The 24,276-nt window shown below is 63.4% G+C and carries 34 protein-coding genes; 26 read left to right on the forward strand and 8 right to left on the reverse strand.

Annotation, left to right across the window (positions count from 1 at the left end):
• Positions 1–193 precede the first annotated feature (193 nt).
• The 5 genes from ACIPR8_RS06940 to ACIPR8_RS06960 are packed head-to-tail and all read right to left on the reverse strand — an operon-like array spanning position 194 to position 1,681.
• Positions 194–397 (reverse strand): hypothetical protein, encoded by a 204-nt coding sequence (locus ACIPR8_RS06940; RefSeq protein ID WP_446540529.1) that lies wholly within the window; start codon positions 395–397, stop codon positions 194–196.
• On the reverse strand, positions 394–672 hold the full coding sequence (locus ACIPR8_RS06945; RefSeq protein ID WP_446540530.1) for a hypothetical protein: 279 nt from the start codon (positions 670–672) through the stop codon (positions 394–396). Before ACIPR8_RS06945 ends, ACIPR8_RS06940 begins: the two co-directional genes overlap by 4 nt.
• Positions 669–959, reverse strand: a complete 291-nt coding sequence (locus ACIPR8_RS06950; protein WP_446540531.1) for a hypothetical protein — start codon at positions 957–959, stop codon at positions 669–671. The genes ACIPR8_RS06945 and ACIPR8_RS06950 overlap by 4 nt, the downstream gene beginning before the upstream one ends.
• Before the next feature lie 47 nt (positions 960–1,006).
• A complete protein-coding gene (locus tag ACIPR8_RS06955) occupies positions 1,007–1,240 on the reverse strand; it encodes a hypothetical protein (protein WP_446540532.1) in 234 nt (77 codons plus the stop codon).
• A 30-nt stretch (positions 1,241–1,270) separates the two neighbouring features.
• Positions 1,271–1,681: an Lcl C-terminal domain-containing protein gene (locus ACIPR8_RS06960; RefSeq protein ID WP_446540533.1), complete on the reverse strand. Its 411-nt coding sequence runs from the start codon at positions 1,679–1,681 to the stop codon at positions 1,271–1,273.
• A 186-nt stretch (positions 1,682–1,867) separates the two neighbouring features.
• Here ACIPR8_RS06960 and ACIPR8_RS06965 point away from each other — a divergent pair, with 186 nt between their 5' ends.
• Positions 1,868–2,647 (forward strand): hypothetical protein, encoded by a 780-nt coding sequence (locus tag ACIPR8_RS06965; RefSeq protein WP_446540534.1) that lies wholly within the window; start codon positions 1,868–1,870, stop codon positions 2,645–2,647.
• A 3-nt stretch (positions 2,648–2,650) separates the two neighbouring features.
• On the opposite strand, the gene ACIPR8_RS06970 is transcribed toward ACIPR8_RS06965, so the two are convergent.
• Positions 2,651–3,355 carry a S24 family peptidase gene (locus tag ACIPR8_RS06970; RefSeq protein ID WP_446540535.1) on the reverse strand — a complete coding sequence of 235 codons (705 nt, stop codon included), beginning with the start codon at positions 3,353–3,355 and terminating at the stop codon, positions 2,651–2,653.
• 71 nt (positions 3,356–3,426) lie between these two features.
• On the opposite strand from ACIPR8_RS06970, the gene ACIPR8_RS06975 reads away from it, so the two are divergent.
• Both ACIPR8_RS06975 and ACIPR8_RS06980 read left to right on the forward strand, forming a co-directional pair.
• Positions 3,427–3,633, forward strand: coding sequence for a Cro/CI family transcriptional regulator (locus ACIPR8_RS06975; RefSeq protein ID WP_446540536.1), 207 nt, complete (start codon positions 3,427–3,429; stop codon positions 3,631–3,633).
• The gene (locus tag ACIPR8_RS06980) at positions 3,634–3,819 is read left to right on the forward strand and encodes a hypothetical protein (RefSeq protein WP_446540537.1); all 186 of its coding nucleotides are present in this window, start codon (positions 3,634–3,636) and stop codon (positions 3,817–3,819) included. It begins immediately after the preceding gene.
• Positions 3,820–3,884: 65 nt separating this feature from the next.
• Here the strand turns inward: ACIPR8_RS06980 and ACIPR8_RS06985 are convergent, their stop codons facing one another.
• Positions 3,885–4,202, reverse strand: a complete 318-nt coding sequence (locus ACIPR8_RS06985) for a hypothetical protein (RefSeq protein WP_446540538.1) — start codon at positions 4,200–4,202, stop codon at positions 3,885–3,887.
• A 76-nt stretch (positions 4,203–4,278) separates the two neighbouring features.
• On the opposite strand from ACIPR8_RS06985, the gene ACIPR8_RS06990 reads away from it, so the two are divergent.
• Positions 4,279–4,488 (forward strand): hypothetical protein, encoded by a 210-nt coding sequence (locus tag ACIPR8_RS06990; RefSeq protein ID WP_446540539.1) that lies wholly within the window; start codon positions 4,279–4,281, stop codon positions 4,486–4,488.
• A 10-nt stretch (positions 4,489–4,498) separates the two neighbouring features.
• Here the strand turns inward: ACIPR8_RS06990 and ACIPR8_RS06995 are convergent, their stop codons facing one another.
• A complete protein-coding gene (locus tag ACIPR8_RS06995) occupies positions 4,499–4,681 on the reverse strand; it encodes a hypothetical protein (protein ID WP_446540540.1) in 183 nt (60 codons plus the stop codon).
• A gap of 35 nt (positions 4,682–4,716) precedes the next feature.
• Between ACIPR8_RS06995 and ACIPR8_RS07000 the strand changes: the two genes are divergently transcribed.
• The 22 genes from ACIPR8_RS07000 (at position 4,717) to ACIPR8_RS07105 (ending at position 24,192) form a co-directional block, all read left to right on the forward strand.
• On the forward strand, positions 4,717–5,301 hold the full coding sequence (locus ACIPR8_RS07000; RefSeq protein WP_446540541.1) for a hypothetical protein: 585 nt from the start codon (positions 4,717–4,719) through the stop codon (positions 5,299–5,301).
• Positions 5,298–5,495 carry a hypothetical protein gene (locus tag ACIPR8_RS07005; RefSeq protein WP_446540542.1) on the forward strand — a complete coding sequence of 66 codons (198 nt, stop codon included), beginning with the start codon at positions 5,298–5,300 and terminating at the stop codon, positions 5,493–5,495. Before ACIPR8_RS07000 ends, ACIPR8_RS07005 begins: the two co-directional genes overlap by 4 nt.
• A complete protein-coding gene (locus tag ACIPR8_RS07010) occupies positions 5,492–5,710 on the forward strand; it encodes a hypothetical protein (protein ID WP_446540543.1) in 219 nt (72 codons plus the stop codon). Before ACIPR8_RS07005 ends, ACIPR8_RS07010 begins: the two co-directional genes overlap by 4 nt.
• Complete coding sequence (locus tag ACIPR8_RS07015) at positions 5,707–6,753, forward strand: CHC2 zinc finger domain-containing protein (RefSeq protein WP_446540544.1); 1,047 nt, start codon at positions 5,707–5,709, stop codon at positions 6,751–6,753. The genes ACIPR8_RS07010 and ACIPR8_RS07015 overlap by 4 nt, the downstream gene beginning before the upstream one ends.
• Positions 6,750–8,177 carry a VapE domain-containing protein gene (locus tag ACIPR8_RS07020; protein WP_446540545.1) on the forward strand — a complete coding sequence of 476 codons (1,428 nt, stop codon included), beginning with the start codon at positions 6,750–6,752 and terminating at the stop codon, positions 8,175–8,177. Before ACIPR8_RS07015 ends, ACIPR8_RS07020 begins: the two co-directional genes overlap by 4 nt.
• Positions 8,178–8,611: 434 nt before the next feature.
• A complete protein-coding gene (locus ACIPR8_RS07025; RefSeq protein ID WP_446540546.1) occupies positions 8,612–9,133 on the forward strand; it encodes a terminase small subunit in 522 nt (173 codons plus the stop codon).
• The gene (locus ACIPR8_RS07030) at positions 9,130–11,211 is read left to right on the forward strand and encodes a phage terminase large subunit family protein (protein ID WP_446540547.1); all 2,082 of its coding nucleotides are present in this window, start codon (positions 9,130–9,132) and stop codon (positions 11,209–11,211) included. The genes ACIPR8_RS07025 and ACIPR8_RS07030 overlap by 4 nt, the downstream gene beginning before the upstream one ends.
• Complete coding sequence (locus ACIPR8_RS07035) at positions 11,208–11,528, forward strand: helix-turn-helix domain-containing protein (protein WP_446540548.1); 321 nt, start codon at positions 11,208–11,210, stop codon at positions 11,526–11,528. The genes ACIPR8_RS07030 and ACIPR8_RS07035 overlap by 4 nt, the downstream gene beginning before the upstream one ends.
• Positions 11,529–11,954: 426 nt before the next feature.
• Positions 11,955–12,167, forward strand: a complete 213-nt coding sequence (locus tag ACIPR8_RS07040) for a phage head-tail joining protein (protein WP_446540549.1) — start codon at positions 11,955–11,957, stop codon at positions 12,165–12,167.
• Positions 12,167–13,627 carry a phage portal protein gene (locus tag ACIPR8_RS07045; protein WP_446540550.1) on the forward strand — a complete coding sequence of 487 codons (1,461 nt, stop codon included), beginning with the start codon at positions 12,167–12,169 and terminating at the stop codon, positions 13,625–13,627. The genes ACIPR8_RS07040 and ACIPR8_RS07045 overlap by 1 nt, the downstream gene beginning before the upstream one ends.
• A 3-nt stretch (positions 13,628–13,630) precedes the next feature.
• The gene (locus ACIPR8_RS07050) at positions 13,631–15,595 is read left to right on the forward strand and encodes a prohead protease/major capsid protein fusion protein (protein WP_446540551.1); all 1,965 of its coding nucleotides are present in this window, start codon (positions 13,631–13,633) and stop codon (positions 15,593–15,595) included.
• A 15-nt stretch (positions 15,596–15,610) separates the two neighbouring features.
• Positions 15,611–15,976 carry a DUF2190 family protein gene (locus ACIPR8_RS07055; protein ID WP_446540552.1) on the forward strand — a complete coding sequence of 122 codons (366 nt, stop codon included), beginning with the start codon at positions 15,611–15,613 and terminating at the stop codon, positions 15,974–15,976.
• Between the two features lie 104 nt (positions 15,977–16,080).
• Entirely contained in the window at positions 16,081–16,323 is a 243-nt protein-coding gene (locus tag ACIPR8_RS07060) for a holin (protein ID WP_446540553.1), read from the forward strand.
• Positions 16,316–16,924 carry a glycoside hydrolase family protein gene (locus ACIPR8_RS07065; protein WP_446540554.1) on the forward strand — a complete coding sequence of 203 codons (609 nt, stop codon included), beginning with the start codon at positions 16,316–16,318 and terminating at the stop codon, positions 16,922–16,924. The genes ACIPR8_RS07060 and ACIPR8_RS07065 overlap by 8 nt, the downstream gene beginning before the upstream one ends.
• Positions 16,921–17,415 (forward strand): endopeptidase, encoded by a 495-nt coding sequence (locus ACIPR8_RS07070; RefSeq protein ID WP_446540555.1) that lies wholly within the window; start codon positions 16,921–16,923, stop codon positions 17,413–17,415. The genes ACIPR8_RS07065 and ACIPR8_RS07070 overlap by 4 nt, the downstream gene beginning before the upstream one ends.
• Positions 17,412–18,179 (forward strand): hypothetical protein, encoded by a 768-nt coding sequence (locus tag ACIPR8_RS07075; RefSeq protein WP_446540556.1) that lies wholly within the window; start codon positions 17,412–17,414, stop codon positions 18,177–18,179. Before ACIPR8_RS07070 ends, ACIPR8_RS07075 begins: the two co-directional genes overlap by 4 nt.
• Complete coding sequence (locus tag ACIPR8_RS07080) at positions 18,176–18,499, forward strand: head-tail joining protein (protein ID WP_446540557.1); 324 nt, start codon at positions 18,176–18,178, stop codon at positions 18,497–18,499. The genes ACIPR8_RS07075 and ACIPR8_RS07080 overlap by 4 nt, the downstream gene beginning before the upstream one ends.
• Complete coding sequence (locus tag ACIPR8_RS07085; RefSeq protein ID WP_446540558.1) at positions 18,492–18,938, forward strand: hypothetical protein; 447 nt, start codon at positions 18,492–18,494, stop codon at positions 18,936–18,938. Before ACIPR8_RS07080 ends, ACIPR8_RS07085 begins: the two co-directional genes overlap by 8 nt.
• Before the next feature lie 34 nt (positions 18,939–18,972).
• Positions 18,973–19,722 carry a phage tail tube protein gene (locus ACIPR8_RS07090; protein WP_446540559.1) on the forward strand — a complete coding sequence of 250 codons (750 nt, stop codon included), beginning with the start codon at positions 18,973–18,975 and terminating at the stop codon, positions 19,720–19,722.
• 19 nt (positions 19,723–19,741) lie between these two features.
• On the forward strand, positions 19,742–20,152 hold the full coding sequence (locus tag ACIPR8_RS07095; RefSeq protein WP_446540560.1) for a hypothetical protein: 411 nt from the start codon (positions 19,742–19,744) through the stop codon (positions 20,150–20,152).
• 178 nt (positions 20,153–20,330) lie between these two features.
• On the forward strand, positions 20,331–23,036 hold the full coding sequence (locus tag ACIPR8_RS07100) for a tape measure protein (RefSeq protein WP_446540561.1): 2,706 nt from the start codon (positions 20,331–20,333) through the stop codon (positions 23,034–23,036).
• Positions 23,026–24,192: a hypothetical protein gene (locus ACIPR8_RS07105; RefSeq protein WP_446540562.1), complete on the forward strand. Its 1,167-nt coding sequence runs from the start codon at positions 23,026–23,028 to the stop codon at positions 24,190–24,192. Before ACIPR8_RS07100 ends, ACIPR8_RS07105 begins: the two co-directional genes overlap by 11 nt.
• The last annotated feature ends 84 nt before the right edge of the window (positions 24,193–24,276 follow it).

Raw genomic sequence — 24,276 nt, forward strand, 5'->3', positions numbered from 1 at the left:
AGGGGCGCACAGGGGTACGTCTTCCGGGAGCGGACGAGAGGACTGCCTCATCACTGGCACCTCGCATGTGCATACATGAGCGGCGCTAGCAGGATCAGTACGGCCGCAATGTTGATCAGAAGCACAATGAGGACAGACAAGACCGTCTGTGGACCATCCGGATCCGGACAGCGCTCCTTGAAGTCTGGCTTGCTCATGCGGCCCCTCCGGTCGTGACGGACTCGTGCGCGAATGGAACGTGCTGGGACGCCTGCACGCGCAGCGGGAGGTTGGGGGAGGCGCGGAAAGTGCGTGCGAGCTGGGTCTGTGTAACGCGGCAGTACCCACGCTTCTCAGCAATTTCGCGCACCAGAGCAGCGCCGCGGCGGGCTGCGTTGAAGTCGAGAATGGCTTTCATGGAGATTGCTCCTTTACTGTCACGCCCTGGCGGCTGAGCCAGCGGCAGGCGCGCTTGAGGGCGCGTGGGTGGAGGGCGAAGCGACTACGGCCGACATGGAGATGGCGAGGGGTGGCTTTGACCTGGTGAGCGGTCTTGGCCGCCACTTCGATCGGTGCGCCCTTTGGCGTTCCCGCGTAGCGGCCAGCCCACAGAAAGCCGCGGCACACCATCAGCACGATGGTTTCGTTGCCGGCGCCGGTGGGAAAGGCTCCCTCTGCCGGAAGGCGATTCATGCGCCCATCCCGTCGATCAGGTCTGCATTGCCCTTGAGGATGCCGGCAGACTTCGGGAGCTCGATGGCGTAGCTATACAGCTCGTCGCGCCACTTGTTGAGAACCTCGAAGCTCCCCGCTGGCACGGTGACGGCGATGCGGTCCAGCCAGACAGTGGGGGCGTCCAGCGCATCGGTAGCCGGCCTGAATCGCAGGTCATGGAGGTCGCCGAAGCAGTAGGCGACTTGCTCGCCCCCTTGGCTGACGATGATGGATATGTCGCGTGCATCCGTGACAACCAGGGTCACGCGCATCCCGCGCCCGCAGCCACGTACTGTGATTCGTTGTGACGTCGTCACTGGCGCACCTCAGCGACGATGTCGCGGGAAACAGCCTCGCCAATCCGGCTTGCGACCCCCATTCGGCGACTACGACGTTTCTGATTGCGGCTATGCTCGCCCGCACTACGCTGCCGCAGTACGTTGGCTCGTGCGTGCTCCTGGGCCGCAGCTTCCAGAAGGCAGCGGATGGCCAACAGCGGCAGATGCATGCGTGCCGAGGTGGCGTCGATGACAAAGCGGTTGGCCATGATCGGCTCCTAGAAGTTCAAAAAGGCCAATTACTGACCGGCAAGACGCACGGCCAACGCGAACCCGTCGTCGTTGCGGTGGAGGTCGCTGACGTAGCCGTAGTAGAAACTGACGCCCCACGCGGACGCCGAGGACCAGGCACAGAGGTCGCTGGTCCAGAACCAGTGGGAAGGAAATTCCGGGAACGCGTCGGTGTCGATCGCGGGGCTGTGACGGCTCAAATCAACGAGCGAGAGCAGCTGCTGGCGGCTCGGCAGGCCCCAGTCTTCGTGCCCGCCCACGCGGCAGCCGGTCGCGGCGTCAGTCGCGGCCTGGTGGGTGATGTAGTCGTCGGACAGCGGCTTGGCCGTCCATTCCAGGCCGGTGGTGCTGTCGATGACGGTCAGCACGGCGCCGGCGGCGTCGTGGGTCTGGGTGTAGCGGGACTGCTCGGCTTTCATGGCGCTCTCCGAAAGAAGGAGGGCGCCGGCGGGTCATTGCGGCCTGGGGGATGGCCTGCTGCCGGTCAGGGGAGGGCCGGCAGGGGTGACGACCCGCCGGTCGCCCGCCGGCAGGGAGTGCCGGCGAGGCTATATAAGCATGCTAATTTTCAGAATGCAAGCGCACTTACATTGCAAGGGGGTATCTTGCGTAAGCACGCTGTGCGGATGCACAAGGGAGCGTTTGAGATGGGGAAGGCGGGATTTGTTCTGGCGTTGCTGCTATTGCCGGCAACGGCATACGCGATGGGGGAGATCGATCAGACCAAGATTGATCGGGTGAAAGTCAACGTTGTGGAAAGCGTGGATAGGTTCACAGGCAATCAGTTCATTGCTGCACGCCGGCCTATCGGGTTGGACAAAGTTGGATTTCTCACCACCTTGACGCTAAACCCGGCTGTGCTGAAGGCGGCTGATGCGCCGCCGTCGTTCTATGCGGTGATGAGTTACACCGGATATGGATGGTTGTTCTTTACTGGCCGTGTTGATGTGCTGGTTGATGGTGCGCGTTTCTCACTTCAGGGCGTGGCGAGCTCTGCGGACAGAGAGGTTGCGGCATGCTCGGCTGGCGCAGGTTGCCTCGTTGAGGAGAAGGTTCGTTTCGTCATGACGAAAGAGCTCTCAGACGCGATAAGCCAAGCGAAAAGCGCCGAGGTTCGTGTAGTCGGTTCCCGCGGCTCGGTTGATGGCCAGCTTAATGAAAAGCACGTTGCGTACTTCCGCGAAATGGCTGCGCGATATGCCGGTATGGGAGGTAGCTATGCCAGCGCGGCAGTGCCATTGGGGCGCGCGGATGACGTTGCAGGCGAGGCCGCCGCGGGGGCGACTGCAGATCAAAGAACGCCGGTCGCGGAGCCAAATCAGGACAGTCCAGCGCCGGCGGCAGCGGAGAAGGGTGCGGGTTGGCGCGACTGGGGGAAGAGGTAGCCCTCAGAACTCTTCCGCGCGCCGCAGTAGTGCGGCGCCAAGCACGCGGCCGGCAACGTGGATGCTTTCGATCTCGTCGGGCGCTATCACCTGGCTTCGATACTTCGCGTTCGTGCTGATGATATGCAGCCCGTCGTGGAGCATCTGCAATCGCTTCACAAGCGTGTAGCCGCTGAGGTTGATCAAATAGATGCCGTCGCCCTCGAAAAAGTTGCGGCAGACATCGACCATCACCACATCGCCGTTCTTGATGTCCGGATACATGGAATCGCCACGAACCGTCACCAGCTTTACGCGGTCCTTTTCGGGCACAAAACCAATCTGGCTGCGTACTTGCCATTCAGCAATGTCCATCTCCTGGACCACTTCCGGGAAGTCCTCGTTCACAGTGCCATAGCCCCCTGATGCTTCGCCTTCCATAACGCGAAAGCGAACATAGCCGGGTGGGGTCTCACCGTATGAGGCAGGCAGGATTGGGCCGTCGCTCAGCGCTGGTCCGCTGCCGTCAATCAGCCATTCGACCCGAAAGCCCGTGTAGACGCGGCCAAGCTTTCCCGCGGTCGATCCCCGTAGCGACTTGGTTGTCCCGTTCTCCAGTTGATAGAGGGCAGACGGTGTGATGCCCGCCTTCCGGGCGGCGTCGGCCGCTTCCGAATAGCCGGATTCGGTTCGGGCGTGGATGAGGCGCTGTGCGAGGGTCATAGGCATGTAAGCAAACTTACAATGACGGCATGAAAGCGTGCTTGCATTTGAGAAAGTAAGCGCGCTAATATGCAGGCATGAAGACGCCTGACATCACGAAGGACAAAGCAATTGCAGCCTACGGCGGCAACGCTTCTGCGCTCGCCCGTGCCTTGGGGATAACCCCGTCTGCGGTCTATCAGTGGCCGGATGGTCCGATCGATGAACGCTGGTCGCTCAAGCTGGCTTTCGTGCTGAAGCCTGACGTTTTTGGTGGTGCGGCCCCAGTCTATGAGGTGGAGTGAATGCGCCGAAGCCTGATTCCTCTGCCCGATGACGCTGGCAACGCCGAGATCGGCGCGCTGCTCGATGAGCCCCTCATTGAGGGCGCCGAAGGCTTCGAGCCATGCCTCACGGCTGACCAGTGGTTCTCCCTTATCCAGCAGCGTCAGGCTGCCGGCCGGCCACTGCATCTGTGCGAGGTGCGTTGATGGGTGCTGGTGCAGATTCAATTCCGGCTGGGCTTGTGGTGTCGCCCAGCCGATCAACGGGGCAATCAGTGCGCCGTGTGCGTGTGCCCTGCCTTCTTTCCGAGGAACTCGAAGAGTTCCTTCCGGCGAGCGGCGCTGAGCTTGAAAGCCATCCATCCGGCTCCTTCGTTTCTCAGCCAGATCCGGAGTCCGCCATCGGCGAGGGTGCGGACAGTGAATAGCGTTTCGTCCTGCTCCATGATTGTTGAGTCGCCGCTCGTCGGCAGGGTGCGCGGTACGGAGGGCTCCATCCCGGCGCGGACCTTGCTCAATTCCTGGATCACTTGTTCCAGTTCGGCAGCGGTGAACTCGCCGTTGAGCGAGATCGTTGCTTTGTCTGTCATGCCCGTCTCCGGTAGTGGTGTTGTGGTCGCACACGCATCGTACCGGCATGCGGGCTCCTATTTGCAGGAGTGCGTCATGCGTGATTCTCGTGTGGCGGCTCGTTTGAGTGCGCTGGCTTTCTTCGCATCGCTGGTAGCGGGGTTGTTCGCCGGTTCGGACTGGTTGGCCCTGACGCTTCTGGTTTCGTCCGTCACTGCGCTGGCTGTCCTTGTCGCGGCCCGGTGGCGGCTGGACAGGGCGGCTGAGGCACGGCACGAGGCCGGCCTGCAAGGCGAGGGCAGCTGACATGCGGACGTCACACACTGCGAAGGCCCTGCGGTTTGCGCTGGCCACTCTGTTGCTGGGCCTGGGCGTGGGCTTTCTGCTCGCCGGCGGCGTGGAGCGGCTGAAAGAAGACCGCGACGACAGCACCGGGCCCGGTGCGGATATCGAACCGACTCAGCACGGTGAAGCGGAGCGGGGATGGGTTGTTAGTCATGGCCCTGCATGCTCCGCGCATTGGGAGTTTCGCGCATGAAGGCTAGCCGTCAGTTTCTGCCGCCGAGGCAAGCTGTGGTCTACGCGCACACGCGTCGCATGCTCGATGCAACGGCCAGCAACTACACCACGTTCGCTATGGACGTGGCGCAGCGCTACTTAGAGATGACCGCGCCGGATGTGCGGCAGGTGAAGCTGCGCACCGGCGAGGGTGCGGATCTGATCAAGGCCATGGAGAACAATGCCCAGGTGCTGCGGCGCTACATGGACGGCACCGTGAAAACTCTGCCGGCTGACCTAGAAGATGCGTGGGTGATGGCGCTGCCGGAGCCGTTCCGAGGTGACTGCGAACGCGACCTTGCACGCCGGCGCGGGATGCTGGCGGTGCAGATGCCTGCAGACGATGAAACGGCGCAGGCGGTGGGCCTTGCACGGCTTGCGCATGAGTTCGGTGAGCTGATGTCGGCGCTTGCGCCAGCCCTTGCGGACGGAAAGCTGGATGCGGCAGACCTGCCGTATGCGCGCCGCATCCTCGACGAGTCGGACGACCTGATCAGCGCGGTGGTGGCTTTGCGCCGCCAAGTGCAGGCGCTTCTGCCGAACAAGGTGGGTATGTCATGAGCAGCGAAAAGGGTTGGACGCCGGCAAACCCGCAAGCCTGCCAGCGCGAGATTGAGCGCGCCGCACGCGCCTTGGACGCGGGTGAGCATGGCCCCACAGGTGATGAGGCGCTGGCCATCCTTGAGCAGCAGCGCTGCGAGGATGCCGCCACGCGCTCACCGCAGGCTGCTTTGCATCTGGTGGTGAGCCAATGAGCGTGAGCCGATGCCTGCTGCCCGCTGCTGAAAAGGCGGCGCGGACGCCGCGAACGGGCTGGAAAGAGCAGATTGATGAACTGCCTGTTGCATGCCCGCATCCGGGCATCTGTACCGGTGGGGTCGGCTGTCGGGAGCGGGTGGCCGATTACCTTCGGGTGCAGTTCAAGGCGCAGGCCCGGCGCGAGCAGGTGAAGGGTGGCAAGCGCGCATGAGCGATGGCCAGAAGATCGATGTTGAGCGGATCAAGGCGGAGCAGGATATTGCGCTCGTCATTGGTCAGTACGTGCCATTGCGCAAGAGCGGCAACGAGTATGGCGCTCGCTGCCCGTTTCACGAGGAGCGCAGTGCGAGTTTTACCGTGAATGCGGCGAAGGGTTTCTATCATTGCTTCGGCTGCGGTGCCCACGGCGACGTGATCAAGTTTGTGATGGAGATGACAGGTGTTGGATTCGTTGAGGCCTGCGAGCAACTTGGCGCGCAGCACCTCTACCCGGCACGTGAGGGCGTGCAGAAGCAGATCGAGGCACCCTTGGAGGTCAAGTGGGATCCCGTGCTGCCGGTGCCTGGCGATGCCCCCGAATTGATGGCTGGTGGTGGTTGGACGGTGCCCATCTGGAACCCGAAGCGCGGCAGGAGCACGCGCATGAAACCGGTGCGAGTGGATGCATACCGTGATGCCGAAGGCAGGCTGCTGGGTTACGTGCTGAGAGCGAATATTGCCGATCGTGACACTGGTGCCCAGAAGAAGTGGACGCCGCAGGTGACGTGGTGTGTGAGCCCTGAGGGCAGATACGCCTGGTGCCTGCAGCATTTTCCTGCACCACGTCCCCTGCTGGGCTTGGATGATCTGGCGGCACGGCCAGATGCCCCCGTTCTGCTCGTGGAGGGCGAAAAATGCCGCGCGGCTGGCGCTGGCGCGTTCAAGGGCTATGTCGTGATGACCTGGCCGGGTGGTAGCAATGGCATTGGAAAGGTGGACTGGTCACCGCTACGTGGCCGCACCGTAGTGCTGTGGCCAGATGCCGATGCGGCTGGAGAGAAGGCCATGTTCGGCTGGAACAATGACGCGGGGCAATGCAAGCCAGGTATCGCCCAACTCTTGTGGGAGCAGCGCGTCACCGCGCTAAGGGCTATTGATCCGACGGGGATGCCCAAGGGCTGGGATATTGCTGACGCATTGGACGACAACTGGTCGCCGCGCCAGCTTGCTGCCTGGGCGCAGAGTCGTATTGAAGATGTGGTGGTCACCGCATGACGGAGCCAGCTCGTAAAGGATTGAAAGTGATCAAAGGAGGCGGCGGCACGCCGCCGCCGGGCGAGGGTGAGCGAGACGATACGTGGCGCATAGGCCTTACGCGCAACCGGGAAAACAACGTCGAGGGAACACTGCACAACCTGATCCTGATCATGGAGAACGATGAAAGGCTGCGTGGACTGTGGTGGCTTAACGAGTCCAGTAACCAGATCGAGTTGACCCGGGAGGGTCCGTGGTCAGGTAGCTCCACCAGCGAGTTCATCGATGCGGACAGCTATGAGCTGGCCGCCTGGTTTCAGAATCCCGATCGTTACCAGATGAAGTGCAGTGACGAGCTAGTGCTTAAGGCCGTAATCGCGGTGGCACGCCGCTATCGACGGCACCCAGTGCGCGAATACCTCTCTGCGATTGTGTGGGATGGTGTGCCGCGCGTGGAGCGCATGTTGATAGACCTGTTCGGTGCGCCGGACGATGCCTACAGCCGACGCGCAGCGCTGTGCTTCGCGGTGTCGGCCGTCTCGCGCGTGTTGTGGGCAGACCCCAAGAACCCGGCACTCGGCGCGAAGGTGGACTTCATGCTGGTGCTGGAGGGTGAGCAGGGCAAGAGCAAATCCACGTCGCTGATGGAGCTATTCGGAAGCACCTGGTTCGTGGAGACGAATGAATCGCCCAGCAGCAAGGATTTCTATCAGGTGATTCAAGGTGCCTGGGCGGTGGAGATCGGCGAGATGGACTCTTTCGGCAAGGCCGACGTGACAGCGGTAAAGACGCTGATCACGCGCCGTGTTGACAAGTTCCGCGCGCCCTACGAGCGGGTGCCCCGGTCGTACCGCCGTGAGTGTGTCTTCGTCGGAACGACCAATGAGCATGAGTACCTTCGTGACCCGACAGGTGGGCGCCGCTTCCTTCCTGTTCGCACCGACGGAAGTATGCAGGTAGAGCTGATCCGCGAGCAGCGCGACCAGTTGTGGGCGGAGGCTGTGCAGTTGTTCCGCCAGGGTGTGAAGTGGTGGGAGCTGCCAGATGATGCGGCCGAGCAGCAGGAAGAGCGCTACATCGGTGACAGCTGGGAGGGGCGCATTGCGCTTTGGCTGAGTGGGCGTGCACCCAGCAGGAAGAATGGGGACAGCGCTTACCCGCAGCGGAATGGCGTGGGCTGGGGCGAGCCGGCGGAATGGACCACCACTGACGAAGTGCTCTTTCACGCAATCGACTTGGATCGCGGTAAGCATGGCAGGCCCGAGCAAATGCGTATCGCAGCAATCATGAAGCGCCTCAAGTGGGAACAGCACCGGGTCGAGGTAGACGGCTTCAGGGAGCGGCGATGGCGTCCAACAGAAGCTGCAAGGAAGGCGATGGCTGCGCGGCCACCCGCCGCTGTCCAGATGCCGGCGGAGGGGGATGACCTTGAGCCTGATTTCTGACCCGCCGCCCAACCTGTCGGTGGCTCCCCCCGACCTTCCGCCCAACCTCTGCCCAACCTTGGGCTATGAGGCGTGGGCTTTTGCCCAACCTTCCCGACCTTTCAAGCTTCGCGCGTGTAGTTGCTCAGTGGCCGGTCAAATCACTTCTATGTATACAAAAACAGGTCAGGTAGGTTGGGTAGGTCGGGAAATCCTTGTCATACCAATGCTTTCGAGTCGCCCAACCTCCGCCCAACCTGCTGAATGGTTGGGTTGGCTGGCTAGGGGCGATGTTTCACGGGAATCCAGGCGTGGAGCGCGGCGCTGGGGCCGCCCCGGCAGCCGTTCAGGTTTGTTTGTTCAGGTTCGCGGGTCCTCCCGGCCGGGGGGCCTCACGGGTAATTCAGACCCCGACAACGCGCTAGTCACAGGGGTTTTCAAGGGGGGTTATGTTGATGCGTGACCTGTCCTCGCCCGTGACGCAAGCCCAGTTCGGCGACCTGGTTGGCATCACCCAGCCGGCGGTCAGCGAACTGGTCCGCCGCAAGATCCTGCCGGACGGCGCATCGGCTGACGAATGGCTGCTGGCCTATTGTGATCACCTGCGCGAGATGGCCGCTGGCCGCGGCGGGGAGGGTGCAGGCGAGCTGGTAGCCGAGCGCGCGCGCTTGGCGCGCGAGCAAGCCGACAAGATCGCAATGCAGAACGCCGTCACCCGCGGCGAGCTGGCGCCCGCGTACGTTCTGGAAGAGGTTCTTTCCCGCGCTGGCGCTCGCACGGCGCGGCTGCTGGAGACAATTCCCGGCACGTTGCGCCGCCGCCTGCCGCAGTTGAGCAGTGATGACATCACTGTAGTTACCGCCATCGTTGCAAAAGCCCGCAATCTGGCCGCCGCCATGCGCTTGGCTGATGTGGATGCCAACGATGACGATGCACCCGCAGACGACACTGTCATCGAAGAGGGCGCCGCCGAATGAGTCTGCTCACCGGTGTGGATCCCGCCCAGCTCCAGGCCGTCGAGCGTCACCTCGTGCGCGGCCTGGCCGCCTTCGCCGCGCAGGAGCCGGTCACGCTGGAGTGGTGGGCCCGCGAAAACTTCTACCTGTCAGCCGAGTCGAGCTACGTGGAACAGTCGTGGACACCATGGCCGTTCCAGCGCGCCATGATGGCCGTGATGAGCAATGACGATGTGCGGAACGTGGACATCAAGAAGTCCGCCCGCGTCGGCTACACCAAAATCCTGCTTGCCTTCATTGGCTACAACGCCGAGCACCGTCGCCGTAACCAGGCGCTGTGGCAGCCTACCGACGACGACGCCGAGGACTTCGTGAAGTCCGAGCTGGAGCCCATGCTGCGCGACGTGGAGGCCATGCGTAGCGTGTTCCCGACGTACCTGCAGCGGCATAAGGACAACACGCTGCAGCAGAAGAAATTCATCGGCTCCATGCTGCGTGTGCGGGGCGGCAAGGCCGCGAAGAACTACCGGCGAATCTCCATCGACGTAGCCATGCTGGATGAGCTGGACGCCTTCGACAACGATGTGGAAAAGGAGGGCGCGCCTGACTTCCTCGCCGGAAAGCGCCTGGAAGGCGCCACCTTTCCCAAACTGATCTGCGGCAGTACGCCAAAGCTCAAGGGCTTCAGCCTGATCGATCGCCGCTTCGACCAGGCCGACGAGCGTTTTACTCCGCACGTCCACTGCCCGCAGTGCGAAGAGCTGCACCCGCTCACCTGGGGCGGAAAGGACGAGCCGCACGGTTTCAAGTTCGAGCGCGATGACGCTGGCGCGCTGCTTGGCGTCTACCACCTCTGCCCGCATTGCGCGTTCCCCATGCGGCAGGGCGACTTCCTCAACGTCGCCGATCGCGGCGTATGGGTCAACGAGCGCGGCGATATCTGGCTCACGGATGAAGGCCGCTTCACCACGCCCGCCTGCGAGCCGCTGCAGGCGCCGGCACACGTCGGCCTGCACGTGTGGACCGCCTATAGCCCCACCGTCACCTGGCTTTCTATCGCGCAGGACTTCTTTGCCGCGTACGCAAAGCAGCAGGAGGGCGATGATTCATTGATGAAGGCGTTCGTCAACACCACGCGCGGCGAGGCGTGGGAAGGCGAGATTGAACGCACTGATGCTGACGAGCTTAAGGCCCGCGCAGAGCCCTTTCCGCTGCGGCACATGCCGCGCGACTGCTTGTTGTTGTTGTGCGGCGGTGACACACAGGGAAACCGCTTGGAGTTCGGCGTGTGGGGCGTGGGCCGTGGTGGTCAGCTGTGGACCATCGATCACCGCGTGTTCTTCGGCAACCCAGCGCAGCAGGCGGTGTGGGATGAGGCCGAGGAGTTCCTGCGCACCGCCGAGTACACCCACGCCTGCGGGCGCAGCCAACGCATCTACGCCACCGCCATCGACTCCGGTGGCCACCACCCGGACGCGGTCTATGCCTTCGCCCACAAGCTCAAGTCGCTGCGCGTGTTCGCCGTGAAGGGCGCCAGCGGCCAGGAGCGTGCCATCGACAACGGCAACACCCGCGTCGGCTACAAGTGGAACGGCCGCACTGAGCGTAGCGGCCCCGTGCTGTGGCACGTCAGCACCAACCTCGCGAAGGACCGCTTTCAGGCGCGGCTTGACGTCACTGTCCCCGGCCCAGGCTATGTGCACTTTTCCAGCGAGCTCACCGCCGAGTGGTTCAAGCAGATGGCCTCGGAAGTGCGAGCCACCCGTCGCACCAAGGCCGGCAGCGAAAGCCGTTGGACGCCCATCCGCAAGCGAAACGAAGTCAAGGATTGCAGCACCTACCAGCTCTGGCTGGAAGAGCGCCTCGATCTGTGGTCCCCGCGCAAAGCCAAATGGTGGGATCAGCTCGAACAGCAGGTGCAGCCCGAGAACGATCTGTTCAGTGCCCCGCCGCCTGCGCCGGTGCCGGTGGTTGTCGCGGACGAGGCGCCAGCCGCAGGTGCAGAAGCCTCTGTCGGCCGCCCAATTGATTCCCGTGGAACGTCGAATGGCCAACCGGCACGCCATGCCACTGGCAATGGTTGGAGGCGCAACTGGTGAGCCGAAACACGTTACGTCGAAAGGTCCGCATCAACGAGCTGGCCGATGAGCTCTCCATTGGCGCGGCCATGCGCCTGCGCACCGATAGCGACAGCATCCGGCATGTCGTGGATGCCGTGGTGGCCTACCTGGTCGAGGAGTATCCGGCGCAGGACCTCTATATCCCGTCCAGCGTTGTCGATGGTGCGTATCCGGTGCAAGCAATCAGGGACGGCATGGCAAAGGGGGAGTCCGTGCGTTCAATCTGTCGCCGGTTCCGTATTGGTCGGGAGACGCTTTACCGGCTACTCGATCAGCCGGCGTCGAACGATGGGTGATAGCGTCCCCGTAACTCTGGAGAGCCGGTGGCACGAAGTGCTGCCGCAAGGCGTTCCGCCAATCGAGCGTCGAAACCGTTGGGCGCAATGGCTGAGGTTGGCCCGATCAGCCGGCGCCGGTAAGCAAGCGCGCCACTGGGCCGCTGCGAGCGAGCGATGCGTTGATTGCATGCACCGCCGCGGCGGGTGGTGCGAACTGCAAGGGTTGCCGTGCGCGGTGAACCCGGCGCTGACAATGCGCCACGGTACGCCTGGAATGGCATGCATGGGCATGGGTTGGAAAGAGCGCCAGCCGGTGCAGATGATGCTGATCCTGCAGCAAAGCGCTGCATAGCTACCGTCCGGCAGAGGGTGCGTCTGGCTCCCCGAGACTCAGACGCACTAGCTCCGGAAGATGCGCGCCATGGACCTCATCCGTGCGCGCAAATGACTTGGACCACCGCTGACGTAACCCGCCTGCAAGCGGCTATCGCCAGCGGTCAGCTGTCGGTGCGGCTGGGTGAGCGGCAGGTCACGTATCAGTCGGTGGACGCCATGCTCACCGCGCTGGACCGCATGAAAGCCGACATGGCCGCAGCCGCTTCGCCGCGTCGCGCCGCCACCGCGCGGTTCCACTTCACTACGCTGAGGGGCGACTGATGCGCCTGCTCGACCGCGCCGTGGAACTGTTTGCGCCGGTCACCGCCATGCGCCGCCGCCGTGCACGCGTATTGCTGGAAGAGACTCGCGCCTATGAGGGCGCATCGCGCAAAGATGGCTGGCGTCCTCGGCGTGCCGGTGCCAGCGCCAACGCCGATCACATGGCGGATGCGAAGGAGTTGCGCATCCGTGCCCGCTCGCTGGTGCAGAACGTGCCGTACTGCAACCGCGGTCTCAGTGTGCTGGTGAGCGCTGCCATCGGTACCGGCATCACACCAAAGTCCACCAGCGAGAAGCTGGACAAGCTGTGGGAGCGCTGGTGCGAAGTTGCTGACGCCGATAGCCAACTCGATTTGTATGGCCTGCAGGCCGCGGCCTACCGTGCGATGGAGCAGGACGGCGAAGTCCTCATCCGTCGCCGCATCCGACGCGCGGCCGATGGTCTGCCGGTTCCGCTGCAGCTGCAGGTACTGGAGATCGACTGGCTGGATGGCAACAAGAACGCCACGCTGCGAGATGGCGGCCGCATCATCAACGGCATCGAGTACGACGTGCTGGGCAAGCCGCGCGCCTACTGGCTGTTCGGCGCGCATCCGGGTGACGTGCTCACCACCGCCCGCCTGACCAGCGCTGCTGTGCCGGCTGCTGACATACTGCACCTGTTCTCGCCACAGCGGCCAGGGCAGGGGCGCGGCATCACCCGCTTTGCGCCGGTCATCGCTCGCGTCCGCGACCTCATGCTGTACGAGGATGCAGAGCTGGCGCGAAAGAATCTGGAGACCCGGCTCGGCGTCATCGTAAGCGGTGATCCGGAGGCGATGTCGAACAGCAACCCGTTGCCTGGCGATGATGCACCAAGCGCGGCTGATCCGTTCGGCGATCTCGGCCCGCTGCCCAGCGGCGGCGTGACTCGCATTGCCGATGGAATGGGCTTCCAGACCATTGAGCCGAAAGCCGCCGGCGGCTACGTCGAATACTGCAAGTTCAACATGCACATCATCCTCGCTGGGATCGGTGTGCCGTATGAATCCGGCACCGGCGACATGGAGTCGGTGAATTTCTCCAGCGCCCGCATCCGCCAGATCGAGTTCCGCCGCGATACCGAACAGCTGCAGTGGCTGGTGCTGGTGCCGCGCCTCTGCCGTCCCATCTGGCGCTGGTTTGCCGAAGCGGCCGAACTGGCCGGCGTGTCTCGTGCCCGGTCGGAATCCGTCGACTGGAGCACCCCGCGCTGGGATTACGTCAATCCGCAGCAGGACATCAAGGCCGAGCACGAGGCCATCGCCACCGGCCTGCTCACTCCCAGTGAATCACTGCGCCGGCGTGGCTATGACCCCGACCAGGTCTTTGCCGAGATGGGGCGCGACTTCGAGCGCCTGCAAGCCACTGGCGCGCTCGATCTGATGCGCTTCATGCAGACCCGCGGCGCTGCCGCGGCCGAACCCACTGTCGAGGACTGAGCGATGCCACAGGCTACCGCCAACCCGGGAACCACTACGCGGCTTATGCCGCAACAGCAGCTGCAGGCCCGCCTGCTGCCCACCACGTTCGACGCGGCGGAACGCACCATCCAGGTTGTCTGGACCATTGGCGCTCGTGTCCGCCGCTTCGACTGGTGGGAAGAGCGCTACTACGACGAAGAACTGGTGGTCGATGAAGCGGCTGTCGACATGAGCCGTCTCAACTCCGGCGGTTGCCCCGTTTTGGACAGCCACCGCACCTACGGCGGGCTGGATGCACAGATAGGCGTCGTCGAGCGTGCCTGGATCGAAAGCGGCGAAGGCCATGCCGAGTTGCGGCTTTCCGCCCGCGAGGAGCTGGCCGGCATCGTCGCCGATATCCAGGCCGGGATCATCCGCAACATTTCCGTCGGCTACAGCGTCCAGCGTTACGAAGTGACCACCGAAAACGGCGAGGTGCCGCTGTACCGCGCCGTCGCGTGGACCCCGCACGAACTGAGCTTCGTCACCGTGCCGGCCGACCCGGCCGCAACCACCCGCAGCAACCCGAACCCGCAGGCAACCCCTTGCGAGATTGTCCGTACCCACGAGGAGCCAACCATGCCCCAGCCCGCCACCACCCGTGCCGCCGATCCGGTGGCGCAGCCGGAGGCGGCACCGGTCGTTGAAACGCCGGTCGCCACCTATCAGCCCCAGAGCGACAACACCGCGGACCGCGCGGCTGACATCGTCGACCTGGCCACCCGTCACGGCATGGCTGACCAGTCCGCCGACTGGCTGCGCGCCGGCCATAGCGTCGATCATGTCCGTGGCCTGATCCTCGATCAGCTGGCCACCCGCAGCGATGCGGCTGGCGGCCACATCAACCGCATCGCCGTCACGCAGGATGAGCAGGACCTGCGGCGCGATGCCTTCAGCCATGCACTGCTGGGCCGCGCTCGCGTTGTTGATCCGGCCACCTCGCGCATCTACGCCGTCACCGGCGACAACCCGCTCCGCGGCCTGTCGATGATGGATATCGCCCGCGACTGCCTGGAGCGTGCCGGCACCCGCACGCAGGGCATGAGCAAGCTGGAACTGGTGGGCCGGGCGTTCACCCAGTCCACCAGCGATTTCCCTGTGCTGCTGGAAAACGTCATGCACAAGGCCTTGCAGTCGGCCTATGCGCTGGCCCCGGATACCTGGAGCCGCTGGTGCGCCACCGGCAGCGTCAGCGATTTCCGCGCCCACAACCGCTACCGCCTTGGCAGCATCGGAAATCTGGACGGGCTCAATGAGCTGGGCGAGTTCCGCAACAAAACCATCCCCGATGGCGAAAAGGCCAGCATCACGGCCAACACCAAGGGCAACGTCATCAACCTGTCGCGACAGGCCATCATCAACGACGACCTGGATGCCTTCATCGGCCTGGCCGTGATGTTCGGCCGTGCGGCCAAGCGCACCATCGAAGCCGATGCATATGCCTTCCTGGCATCCAACCCGCTCATGTCGGATGGCTTTGCGCTGTTCAGCACCGAGCACGGCAACATCGATGCTGCCAGCGCGCCCAGCGTGACCAGCATCGATACCGGCCGTCAGCTGCTGGCAAAGCAGAAGGATGTCAGCGGCAACGACTTCCTGGATCTGCGCCCGGCCGTGTGGCTCGGCCCGCTGTCCTATGGTGGCGCGGCGCGTGTGGCCAATAGCGACCAGTACGACCCGGACGCCAACAACAAGCTCCAGCGCAGCAACATCGTCAAGGGCCTGTTCCGCGACATCGTGGACACCCCGCGCATCGCCGACAGCAAGTGGTACCAGTTCGCGGACCCGTCCGATGCCCCGGTGGTCGAAGTGGCCTTTCTCGATGGCGTGAGCGAGCCCTTCCTCGACCAGGAAGAGGGTTTCAGCGTGGATGGCGTGCGCTGGAAGGCTCGTCTGGACTTCGGCATTGCCGCCATCGACTACCGCGGCGCTGTCCGCAACGGCTGATCCAGGAGAGCTGACATGGCAAAGAACTTCATCTGTGACGGGGACGTGCTCCCCTGGACCAACACCACCGGCGCTGCAGTTGCATCCGGTGAAGTGGTGGTGGCCGGCCACACGCTGGCTGTTGCGCTCGTCGCTATCGCTGTAGGTGCCACTGGCAGCGTGGCGCTCGAAGGCGTCTTCACCGTACCGAAGGTATCCGGTGCCGTGTTCGCACAGGGCGAAAAGCTCGTGTACGACGTGAGCGCAAAAGCCTTCGACGACAGCGCGGCGGTGGCTGCGGCCGGTGACATCACCGGCGGTGCAGTCGCTTTCGCTGCCGGCTCCGATGGCCAGACCACGGCCAAGGTCAAGTTGACCCCGGGCAACGCGGACAAGGCCTGATCCACGCCAACCACCGCACACAGATGCCCGGGTGGCGTGTGCGGTGGTTGGGCTTCCAATCAATCGCAGGGGGAACAACCGTGAGGCTGGCCGAGTTGACCGACATGGCAAACACCACGCACAACGTAGCATCCACCGTCGCCAAGGTTTCCACCTACGGCGGCAGTGCCGGCGCCGTGTTGTTCGGGCTGACGGCGAACGATATCGCCGCCTTCGCCGGCGTCGGCATCGGCCTGACGGGCATCGCCATCACCCTGTTCTACAAGCACCGCGAGGATCGCCGTGCCGCCCAGCGGCACGCTGCCGAGATGGCGCGGCTGAAGTGGGAGACCGATCACCATGTCTGATCGCATCGCCGCCTCGCCGGTCCGCATCGCCGTTCTTGGCCTGGGCCTGAGTGCGGCAGCGTTCGCCAGTTGGGTCGTCAAGGAAGGCGACGGCCCCACGGCCGTGCGTGCGGATGGGGAAGTGGTGCACAGGCCGTACATCCCTACCAAGGGCGACGTGCCCACCATCGGCCACGGCTCCACCCGCTATGAAGATGGAACGCCGGTACGCATGACCGATGCACCCATCACGCGCGATCGGGCGCAGCAGCTTGCGCGCAACCTGCACAGCGAGGAAGAAGTGCGGTTCCGCGCATCGCTCCCCGGTGTGGCTCTCACCCAGGGCGAGTACGACCTGTTTGTGGATTTCATCGGCCAGTTCGGCATCGGCAACTGGCGCAGTAGCTCCATGCGCCGTCGCCTGCTGGAAACCGCAACCGCCGAGCCCGAGCAGTTGCCGGGCCTGTATCGCGCAGCCTGCGATTCTCTGCTGCTGTGGAAGAAGCAGGATGGCCGCGATTGCTCGCGTCCACAGAACTGGGGCCCGAAGGGCTGCCGGGGCGTGTGGACCCGCCAGCAGGAACGTCACGCCAAGTGCCTGGCCGAGCAGGTGGCGCAATGATCACCCGCATCCTCGCCGCGTTGATCCTTATCCTGCTGGTCGTTGTCGTGTGGCAGCGCGGCAGTGTGTCGATCGCGCACCGTGCTGCGGACAACGCCGCCGCCCTGCGTGATGTTGCAGAGGGCGAGCGCGACAACGCCCGCGCCGAGCTTTCCCAAGCGCAGGCCGTCATCATCACCGAGCGCGCCAACGCGGCCAGGGCCGGCGCCGTGGCTGCACAGTACGAAAAGGACAAAGCCGATGCACAAGTCGCTTCTGATCGCCTTGTTGCTGACCTGCGCGCTGGCAACCAGCGCCTGCACGACCGCTGGCAGGCAGCCATCGCCACCAGCGAACTGTCCGCAGCCGCCGCAGCCGGCGCCCTCGCTGATGGTGGTGCCGCAGACCGAATCGAAAGTGCGGGCCGAGTTATTGGCGCCGCCGCCACCTGCGACGCGCAAGTGAAAGGCCTGCAGGCCTTTGCCCTAGTGTGCAGTGGAGGTGCCCGGTGAGCCTGGTGCGCATCGCCGTCGACGCAGACAACATGCTGGGCCGTCAGTTCAGCGAGCTGGAGCGGAAGAACCTCGGCTTCGCGGTGATGCAGGCCTGCAACGCAACCGCGTTCGAAATCCGCCAGAGCTGGGCGCGCACGGCTGTCCGTGTGTTTGATCGCCCTACCGCGTTGACCGTCCGTGCCGCCCAGTACAAGAAAGCTACTCCGCAAAAGCTGTTTGCAGAGATCTACCTGCGTGACGAAGCCTCAAACGGGACCCCGCCGGCCAAGTATCTGCAGGCCCAGGTGGAAGGTGGCCAGCGCCGCAAAAAGGGCTTTGAGGTGTTGCTGCAGCAGAAGGGCGCGATGCCTGCCGGCATGTTCGCCGTTGCAGGAAAGGGTGCGCAGCTGGACCGTTTCGGTAACGTCAAGGCTGGCCAGATTAGCAAGATCCTCTCGCAGCTGGGCGCGCGGCAAGATCGATACCAGAACCAGAGCGACACCAGCCAGAAGCGCCGGCGCGCACGTCGCAAGCGCGGCGGCGAGTACTTCGTTGTGCAGCAGAAGCGCGGCCGTTTGCTGCCGGGTGTCTATGAGCGAATCGAAACCGGCTTCGGCTCTGCAGTGCACAGCGTTTTCATCTTCACGCGCAATGCGCGCTACAACCGCCGCTACAACATCTTCGCGCTCGCACAGCGCGAATGGGATCGATTGATGCCGTTCTATTTCAATCGCGAACTGCAGAAGGCGCTGGAGTCGTCCAAGTACCGGGGGCGCCTATGAGCCAGAAGGCCTTCATGCAGGCATTCGACCAGGCCGCCATCGGCAGCTTCATGGTTGCCGGCATGGCCGATGCCGCGAAGTACACCGCGCCGGGCGGGGTGGCCATTGCGTGCAGCGTCATGGTCGACCGCGGCACGCAGGTATGGGGTGATGACGGTATGCCGGTGGCGCTGGGTGAAATCAGTGTTGCCTTCCAGCGTGCAGACGTGGAGCCGGAAAAGGGGGGCATCGTCGTGGTCGACGGCGATACTTACCGCCTCACCGACAAGCTCAAGGACGACGCCTCTCTAGTGCGCTGGCTGGTGGTGCCGCATGGATGACCTCACGCCCCGGCGCCGGCTCCTGGACGCGTTCGTGCTCAACCTGCAGCGCATCGACGGCACCGCGCCGTATCGCACCACCGTCGGCACGATGGCCACGCTCGAGCCGGGCCAGCTGGATCCCGAGCGCGTGGAGGACGGCATGGCCGTCTACATCGACAAGCAGGAGCGCCCCTCCGATCCGGCGCTGCAACGCACCCATCGCCTCACCACGGTGGCCATTGTCGTCAAGCGCAAGGGCGGGGATGTCGCCGAAGGATCGCTCGATGACGTGCTCGATGACATCGAGCGGGCGATGGATAGCCGCCAACCTACCTGGCCTGCCAGCTTCGGCCAGCCGGTCTACCAGTCGATGGAGCCCCTGCGCGCCCCGGCCGGTGCCGACTGGATTGGGGCGCTCATTCGCTACACCTCGAACATCCCAAAGTTGACCCGTTAACCGCCGCCCCGCGGCACCACTGGAGATCCACACAATGAAAGACCAAAGCTACCTGGGCAGCGGTGAACTGTTCATCCGCGAGTATGGTGCTGCCGCGCCTTTTGTATCGGTGGGGAACTGCTCCGCCCTCACGCTGAGTCCGCAAAGCGAGAAGAAGACCCTGGCGGATCACACTCAGCCCGGCGGCGGCGTCCGTAATGAAGTCGAGCGCCTCACTGGAGTCGAGCTCGCCTATACCTTCCACGACTTCGCTCCCGAGAACTTCGCGCGGGCCCTGCGAGCCACCTCCAGTACGGTCGTGGCTGGCAATGTTGTGGATGAAGATGTGGTGGCATACGGGGGTGGCTACACGCCGCTTGCTAAGCTGGCTAGCAGCATCACTGCGGTGAAGGACGCCGCTGGTGCGGCCACCTACGACGAGGGGGACGACTATCTCTTCCAGAACGGTGGGATCTTCATCCCGGCCGGCAGCTCCATCCCGGCTCCGGTTGGTGGCGTGGCCAACATCAAGGTGAGCTATGTCAACCCGGCGCAGACCAAGGTGCAGGCCCTTGTGAACTCCGCCAAGCAGTATGAGGCACTGTTTGTTGGATTGAACGAGGCGCAAAGCGGCAAGACGGTGCGCATTCGCGTCCACAAGATGAGTGGGGGCCTTATGCAGCAGTTGGGTCTGATCGGTGATGAGTACGGCGCAGGCGAGGTGACCGGGTCGCTGCAAGCTGACACCAGCAAGGGTGCAGGCGAATCCCGCTACTTCGTCGTTGAGCAGGAGGCTATCGCTTGATCCCACTGCCGATACGGGCGTGGAAGTGCTGGATCCGGCCAGCACTTCCGTTCAGTTTGCTGGCAGTCAGGTGGAGGTACTTCCGGTATGCGCAGGCAGCATTCCGCCGCTGATTCGTAGTTCCCGACCTGTGCTGCAAGCGCTTCTGGCGGGCAACGTGCTGACCGGTGATGGTGATGAGGTTGATGTCAGCCTGATCCAGCTAGTCGAGTTGATTGGTGACCATGGCGATGCCGTGTTCGATGCCCTCGCCATTGCGAGCGGCATCAAGGTTGATGCCATCAAGGCTGCACGTTTGGATGACGTTCTGCGCTTGGCCCGGGTCTGCATCCAGGTGAATCGCGATTTTTTTACGCAGAGCGTCGCGCCCCTCCTGGCCGGCATGGCCCGGCAGTTGCCTGGGGCTGGGCCGACGCCATCCAGCTCCTGATCGAGCATGGGCACAGCTTCACCGAGATCAAGCAGTACACGCTCAGCCAGCTACGGGAATTCACAGAAGCGGCCGAACGCAGCCGTCGCAGAAGGTTGGCCGATGACGCAGTAACCGCCAGAGCCGCGCAGTACGACAGCCCCGACTTCAAGAAGTACATCGAAGGACTTACCCGCTGATGGCCACCAACCCCAACCTGCGTGTTCGCATTTCCGCCGACCTTGCTGACATCAAGCAAGGCTTGGCTGTGCTGCGTGGTGACCTGACAAAACTGAAGAACGAAGCGAGTCGCTCAGGGCCGAACACGTCCGGTTGGGTCAACGGGCTAAAGGCTGCCCGTCAGCAACTGGTTGGCTTCGTCGCGGCATACGCCTCTTTGCGGTCGTTGGGCGCGCTGGCCAAGGTGTCTGATGAAGCGGCGGGTATCAGCGGGCGCCTACGTCTGGCAACCAAGAGCCAGGATGAGTTCAATGCCGCGCAGGAGGAGACATTCGATATTGCTCAGCGCACCCAGTCCAGTTGGAAGGATACGGTAGGACTGTACGGCAAGGTGGCCCAGTCCGCGGAGCAGGTCGGGCTCAACCAGAAGCAGCAGTTGGAGTTGACGGAAGCGGTATCAATGGCACTGGCTATCTCCGGAAGCACGGGTGAGGAAGCTGCGGGTGTCATGCGGCAGTTTGGCCAAGCGCTAGGTAGTTCCCGAGTGCAGGCGGAAGAGTTCAACTCCATCAACGAGGGTGGCACTCGCATCGTGCAGTCGCTGGCCAAGCACCTTGGCATCGCCACCGGCCAGGTCAAGGCTTACGTCAACGAGGGCAAGGTTAGCAACCGCGATCTTGCCCAGGCGGCGCTGAAGGATCTGGCTGATCTTCAGGCGGAGTATGCGCGGATGCCGAAGACTATCGGCGGCGCCTTCACTGAGATACGCAACTCGTTCGTCCGGTTCATTCAGGATCAGAATGAGGCTACTGGATCGGCGCAGGGATTCGTATCCATTCTGCGTGACGTTGCGCGGGATCTGCCGCAGTTCTTTGAGCCGATACTTCTCTTGATGAAGCAGGTCGCTGCGAACCTCCGTGATACCGAGGATGCTGCTGATGGGTTGGGAAAGAAGACGGCTTGGTTAGCGGAAGTGGGGCAGGGGCTTGCAACCGTGCTTCGCGGAGTCGCTGCGATCTGCATTGTGGTGAAGAACGCCGTGGAGATTGTCACGGTGGCGCTAGCGGCACTGACATCTGGCGCGATCTCCGCCGCCCAAGGGTTGGCAGAGATTCTTGGCGGGGCGTTCAAGAACATCGCCGACAGCTGGAGCGCGTTGAAGGATGAGGGGCCAATCGCTGCCATGCGCACGTATGCGGCTGGTGTCGGTGAAGTAATGGATAGCCTCGCTGCCAAACGGCGAGGGATTGTGGCGGGGTTTGCAGCCGCCGGTCAGATGATGCGCGCGGATGTGGCGGACTTGACCAGTGGTGTATCGGCATTGTTTTCAGAAATCAGGGCAAAGACAGAGAAGGTGCGTGGCCTGGCTGGGGGCGCAGGTGCTACCGCAACGGCCAGTGCGGGTGAAGGCAAGGCTGTGGCAGCATCTAACGCTCTGTTGCGCGATTCCGTTACACGTGCACTGGCCGAGTTAGACAGGCTCTATGCCGAGAACGAAATTGGCATGCGCGAGTACTTCGCCACGCGCACCGAGCTTCAGCAACAGTCTATCGATCTGGAGATCGCACAGGCTCGGACTGAGGTTGCGGTTACGAAGGACATGGGAAAGCGTCAGAAGCTGGAGGAACAGATCCTCATTCTCCAGCGTGAGCGTGCCGATGTCGGCGTCAGGGGCGCGCAAGAGCAGAGGAAGGCTGAGGAAGATCTCACCAAGTCTTTGGGTGACGTTCACCTGAAACTGATGGAGCTGGACGGCCGCACCGGTGCCGTCGAGCGTGCCAGACTTGAAGGAGAGTACCTAGACCTGTTCAAGAAGCTGGACGCCAATAGTGACGCGGCCGGTCGGGCGATGGTGGAAAACCTGATTGACCGCCTGGTGGACAAAGCCAAGAGTGAAGAGCTAAAGGCGGCGGGGGAGCGGATTACGAGCGCGTTGCAGGGGAAGGAGTCCTCTGTCGGCGCCCAAGTAGCGGGCGGCATGCTGGGCTACAGCGAGGGTGAGCGGCAGATTGCCGCAGCTCGGGCAAAGGCAATTTCCGACTTGCAGGCACTGCGCGTTGCGGCAAATGCTGCTCTTGCCGACATGAAGGAAGGAACCCCCGAGCATGCAGCGGTCCTGGCTGGAATTGATGCCATCGACGTGCAGATTTCCGGTATCACCGCATCGCAGCAAGTACTCCGGCAAAAGATCGAGGACATAGGTTCCTCCGCGTTCGGCGACTTCCTCGGCGACCTTGCGACCGGTGCCAAGGACTTCAAGACGGCATTCGCTGACATGGTCAAGAGCTTCGTCGCTGGCGTGGCAAAGATGATCGCCCAGGAGTTGGCGTTGCGCGCGATCCGGTCGATGATGGGATCGTGGGGCGGTGGCGGAATGTCCGCTGGCGTGTACCACGCCGGGGGTAGAGTGGGCGCGGCCTCGCGCCGTGTTCGCATCAGCCCGCTTCTGTTAGGTCATGTACCAAGATTTCACGATGGCGGCGGCTATGGCCTAAAGGCCGATGAGCGTCTTTCTGTTCTGCAAACAGGTGAGCGTGTCCTCAGCCGTCGTCAGACCGCTGCATACGAGGCCAACCTGGGCGCAAAGAGCGGCGGAGGTTTGACGACGCCTATTGTGGCCATTGGCGACGATGCGGTGGCTAATGCGTTGGCCAGCGCTGCAGGCGAGAAAGTGGTGGTCACCCATGTGCGCAACAACTGGGGGGGGCTGTCGCGTGGCGGCTGAACTCCCTCTGTGGGACTACCCTGTTGGCGGCGATATAGCATGGCAGTTCGAGTGGTTGACTGAGGTGCTTGCCCCGGGGGCGGGCAACCAGCAGAATCGCCGGCTTCGTCATGCGCCGCGCATCACTATTTCGTTTGAGGCGCTGGTAGCAGGCGCACAGCACCGTCTTCTGGAGAACATGCTCTCTGCGCGCGGCTCACAGCCATGGAGGGTACCGCTTCCGGCTGGGGGTGGCGTGCTGACGGCCGATGTTGCGGCAGGTTCTACCGGGTTGACGGTGGCAGGTGTTGCGCCGTGCTTCGCGGACGGAGGCGATGTCCTGATAACCGATGGCGCACGACAGGAGGTGTGCAACGTCGCGAGCGTAGTGGGGGGCACGTTAGCGCTGGCCGCGCCCGTCAGCGGCCCGTGGCCAGCCGGGAGCAAGGCTTTCCCCCTGTATGCAGGCCGACTGTACACGCTGCCGGCGGTATCCCGCTTCACGAGTAGTGCTGCGTCCCTGCGTTTGGAGTTCGCGCTGACTGGTGACCTACCGATCGCAATGCCTGCTGAGGCCAACACATATCGGGACTTCCCGGTGCTGGAGTTGCCGATCGATTGGGGCGCTGATCCGGCTTGGACGCCAACCCGTGAGCTCGTGACGCGTGACATCGGCACCGCCGCAGTCTTCGCTTACGATCAGCGCGGCTACGCATTGCCAGAGCTGGCCTTTGGCTACACCGCCGTTGGCGCCACCGAGATCGGCGCGCTGCTGGCGCGCTTGTATACCCTGGCAGGGCGGTTCGGTGCTGTGTGGGTGCCGACCTTTGGTCAGGATCTGCGCGTCGTCGCCTCTTCGGCCGGGGCGTCGGTACTCGATGTCGAGGCGTGTGGTCTGGCTGGCAACGCGCTTCCGCCGTCAAGGCGTGATATTCGCATCCGGTTGGCTGACGGAACCTTGCTCTACCGTCGCGTTCTATCCGTTGTCTCGGTTGGCGGCGCAGTCGAGCGGTTAGCCCTCAGTGAGTCCTTGCCTGTATTTCCGCTGGCGTCGGTCGTTGAATGCGGGTGGATGCTCCTTGCTGCGCAGTCGGCAGACATCGTCAGGCTGCAGTGGTGGAAGGATGACGTAGCGGCGGTGGAGTTCTCATTTCGCGGGGTGGCCCATGGCAATTAGCCGCTGGGGTCGGTCCCCCATCCACTTGTTTGTTTTTACCCGACAGAACCTGGTCTGGCGGTACTGTTCAGGCGATCGAGCTGT

This window comes from Stenotrophomonas sp. LARHCG68, from assembly GCF_052871705.1.

Excerpts from the sequence above, each read along its gene's own strand:
- ACIPR8_RS06940 (WP_446540529.1), bottom strand. The coding sequence starts at position 397 with ATGAAAGCCATTCTCGACTTCAACGCAGCCCGCCGCGGCGCTGCTCTG.
- ACIPR8_RS06945 (WP_446540530.1), bottom strand. The coding sequence starts at position 672 with ATGAATCGCCTTCCGGCAGAGGGAGCCTTTCCCACCGGCGCCGGCAAC.
- ACIPR8_RS06955 (WP_446540532.1), bottom strand. The coding sequence starts at position 1,240 with ATGGCCAACCGCTTTGTCATCGACGCCACCTCGGCACGCATGCATCTG.
- ACIPR8_RS06960 (WP_446540533.1), bottom strand. The coding sequence starts at position 1,681 with ATGAAAGCCGAGCAGTCCCGCTACACCCAGACCCACGACGCCGCCGGC.
- ACIPR8_RS06970 (WP_446540535.1), bottom strand. The coding sequence starts at position 3,355 with ATGCCTATGACCCTCGCACAGCGCCTCATCCACGCCCGAACCGAATCC.
- ACIPR8_RS06975 (WP_446540536.1), top strand. The coding sequence starts at position 3,427 with ATGAAGACGCCTGACATCACGAAGGACAAAGCAATTGCAGCCTACGGC.
- ACIPR8_RS06980 (WP_446540537.1), top strand. The coding sequence starts at position 3,634 with ATGCGCCGAAGCCTGATTCCTCTGCCCGATGACGCTGGCAACGCCGAG.
- ACIPR8_RS06985 (WP_446540538.1), bottom strand. The coding sequence starts at position 4,202 with ATGACAGACAAAGCAACGATCTCGCTCAACGGCGAGTTCACCGCTGCC.
- ACIPR8_RS06990 (WP_446540539.1), top strand. The coding sequence starts at position 4,279 with ATGCGTGATTCTCGTGTGGCGGCTCGTTTGAGTGCGCTGGCTTTCTTC.
- ACIPR8_RS06995 (WP_446540540.1), bottom strand. The coding sequence starts at position 4,681 with ATGACTAACAACCCATCCCCGCTCCGCTTCACCGTGCTGAGTCGGTTC.
- ACIPR8_RS07000 (WP_446540541.1), top strand. The coding sequence starts at position 4,717 with ATGAAGGCTAGCCGTCAGTTTCTGCCGCCGAGGCAAGCTGTGGTCTAC.
- ACIPR8_RS07005 (WP_446540542.1), top strand. The coding sequence starts at position 5,298 with ATGAGCAGCGAAAAGGGTTGGACGCCGGCAAACCCGCAAGCCTGCCAG.
- ACIPR8_RS07010 (WP_446540543.1), top strand. The coding sequence starts at position 5,492 with ATGAGCGTGAGCCGATGCCTGCTGCCCGCTGCTGAAAAGGCGGCGCGG.
- ACIPR8_RS07015 (WP_446540544.1), top strand. The coding sequence starts at position 5,707 with ATGAGCGATGGCCAGAAGATCGATGTTGAGCGGATCAAGGCGGAGCAG.
- ACIPR8_RS07020 (WP_446540545.1), top strand. The coding sequence starts at position 6,750 with ATGACGGAGCCAGCTCGTAAAGGATTGAAAGTGATCAAAGGAGGCGGC.
- ACIPR8_RS07025 (WP_446540546.1), top strand. The coding sequence starts at position 8,612 with ATGCGTGACCTGTCCTCGCCCGTGACGCAAGCCCAGTTCGGCGACCTG.
- ACIPR8_RS07030 (WP_446540547.1), top strand. The coding sequence starts at position 9,130 with ATGAGTCTGCTCACCGGTGTGGATCCCGCCCAGCTCCAGGCCGTCGAG.
- ACIPR8_RS07040 (WP_446540549.1), top strand. The coding sequence starts at position 11,955 with ATGACTTGGACCACCGCTGACGTAACCCGCCTGCAAGCGGCTATCGCC.
- ACIPR8_RS07045 (WP_446540550.1), top strand. The coding sequence starts at position 12,167 with ATGCGCCTGCTCGACCGCGCCGTGGAACTGTTTGCGCCGGTCACCGCC.
- ACIPR8_RS07050 (WP_446540551.1), top strand. The coding sequence starts at position 13,631 with ATGCCACAGGCTACCGCCAACCCGGGAACCACTACGCGGCTTATGCCG.
- ACIPR8_RS07055 (WP_446540552.1), top strand. The coding sequence starts at position 15,611 with ATGGCAAAGAACTTCATCTGTGACGGGGACGTGCTCCCCTGGACCAAC.
- ACIPR8_RS07060 (WP_446540553.1), top strand. The coding sequence starts at position 16,081 with ATGGCAAACACCACGCACAACGTAGCATCCACCGTCGCCAAGGTTTCC.
- ACIPR8_RS07065 (WP_446540554.1), top strand. The coding sequence starts at position 16,316 with ATGTCTGATCGCATCGCCGCCTCGCCGGTCCGCATCGCCGTTCTTGGC.
- ACIPR8_RS07070 (WP_446540555.1), top strand. The coding sequence starts at position 16,921 with ATGATCACCCGCATCCTCGCCGCGTTGATCCTTATCCTGCTGGTCGTT.
- ACIPR8_RS07080 (WP_446540557.1), top strand. The coding sequence starts at position 18,176 with ATGAGCCAGAAGGCCTTCATGCAGGCATTCGACCAGGCCGCCATCGGC.
- ACIPR8_RS07085 (WP_446540558.1), top strand. The coding sequence starts at position 18,492 with ATGGATGACCTCACGCCCCGGCGCCGGCTCCTGGACGCGTTCGTGCTC.
- ACIPR8_RS07090 (WP_446540559.1), top strand. The coding sequence starts at position 18,973 with ATGAAAGACCAAAGCTACCTGGGCAGCGGTGAACTGTTCATCCGCGAG.
- ACIPR8_RS07100 (WP_446540561.1), top strand. The coding sequence starts at position 20,331 with ATGGCCACCAACCCCAACCTGCGTGTTCGCATTTCCGCCGACCTTGCT.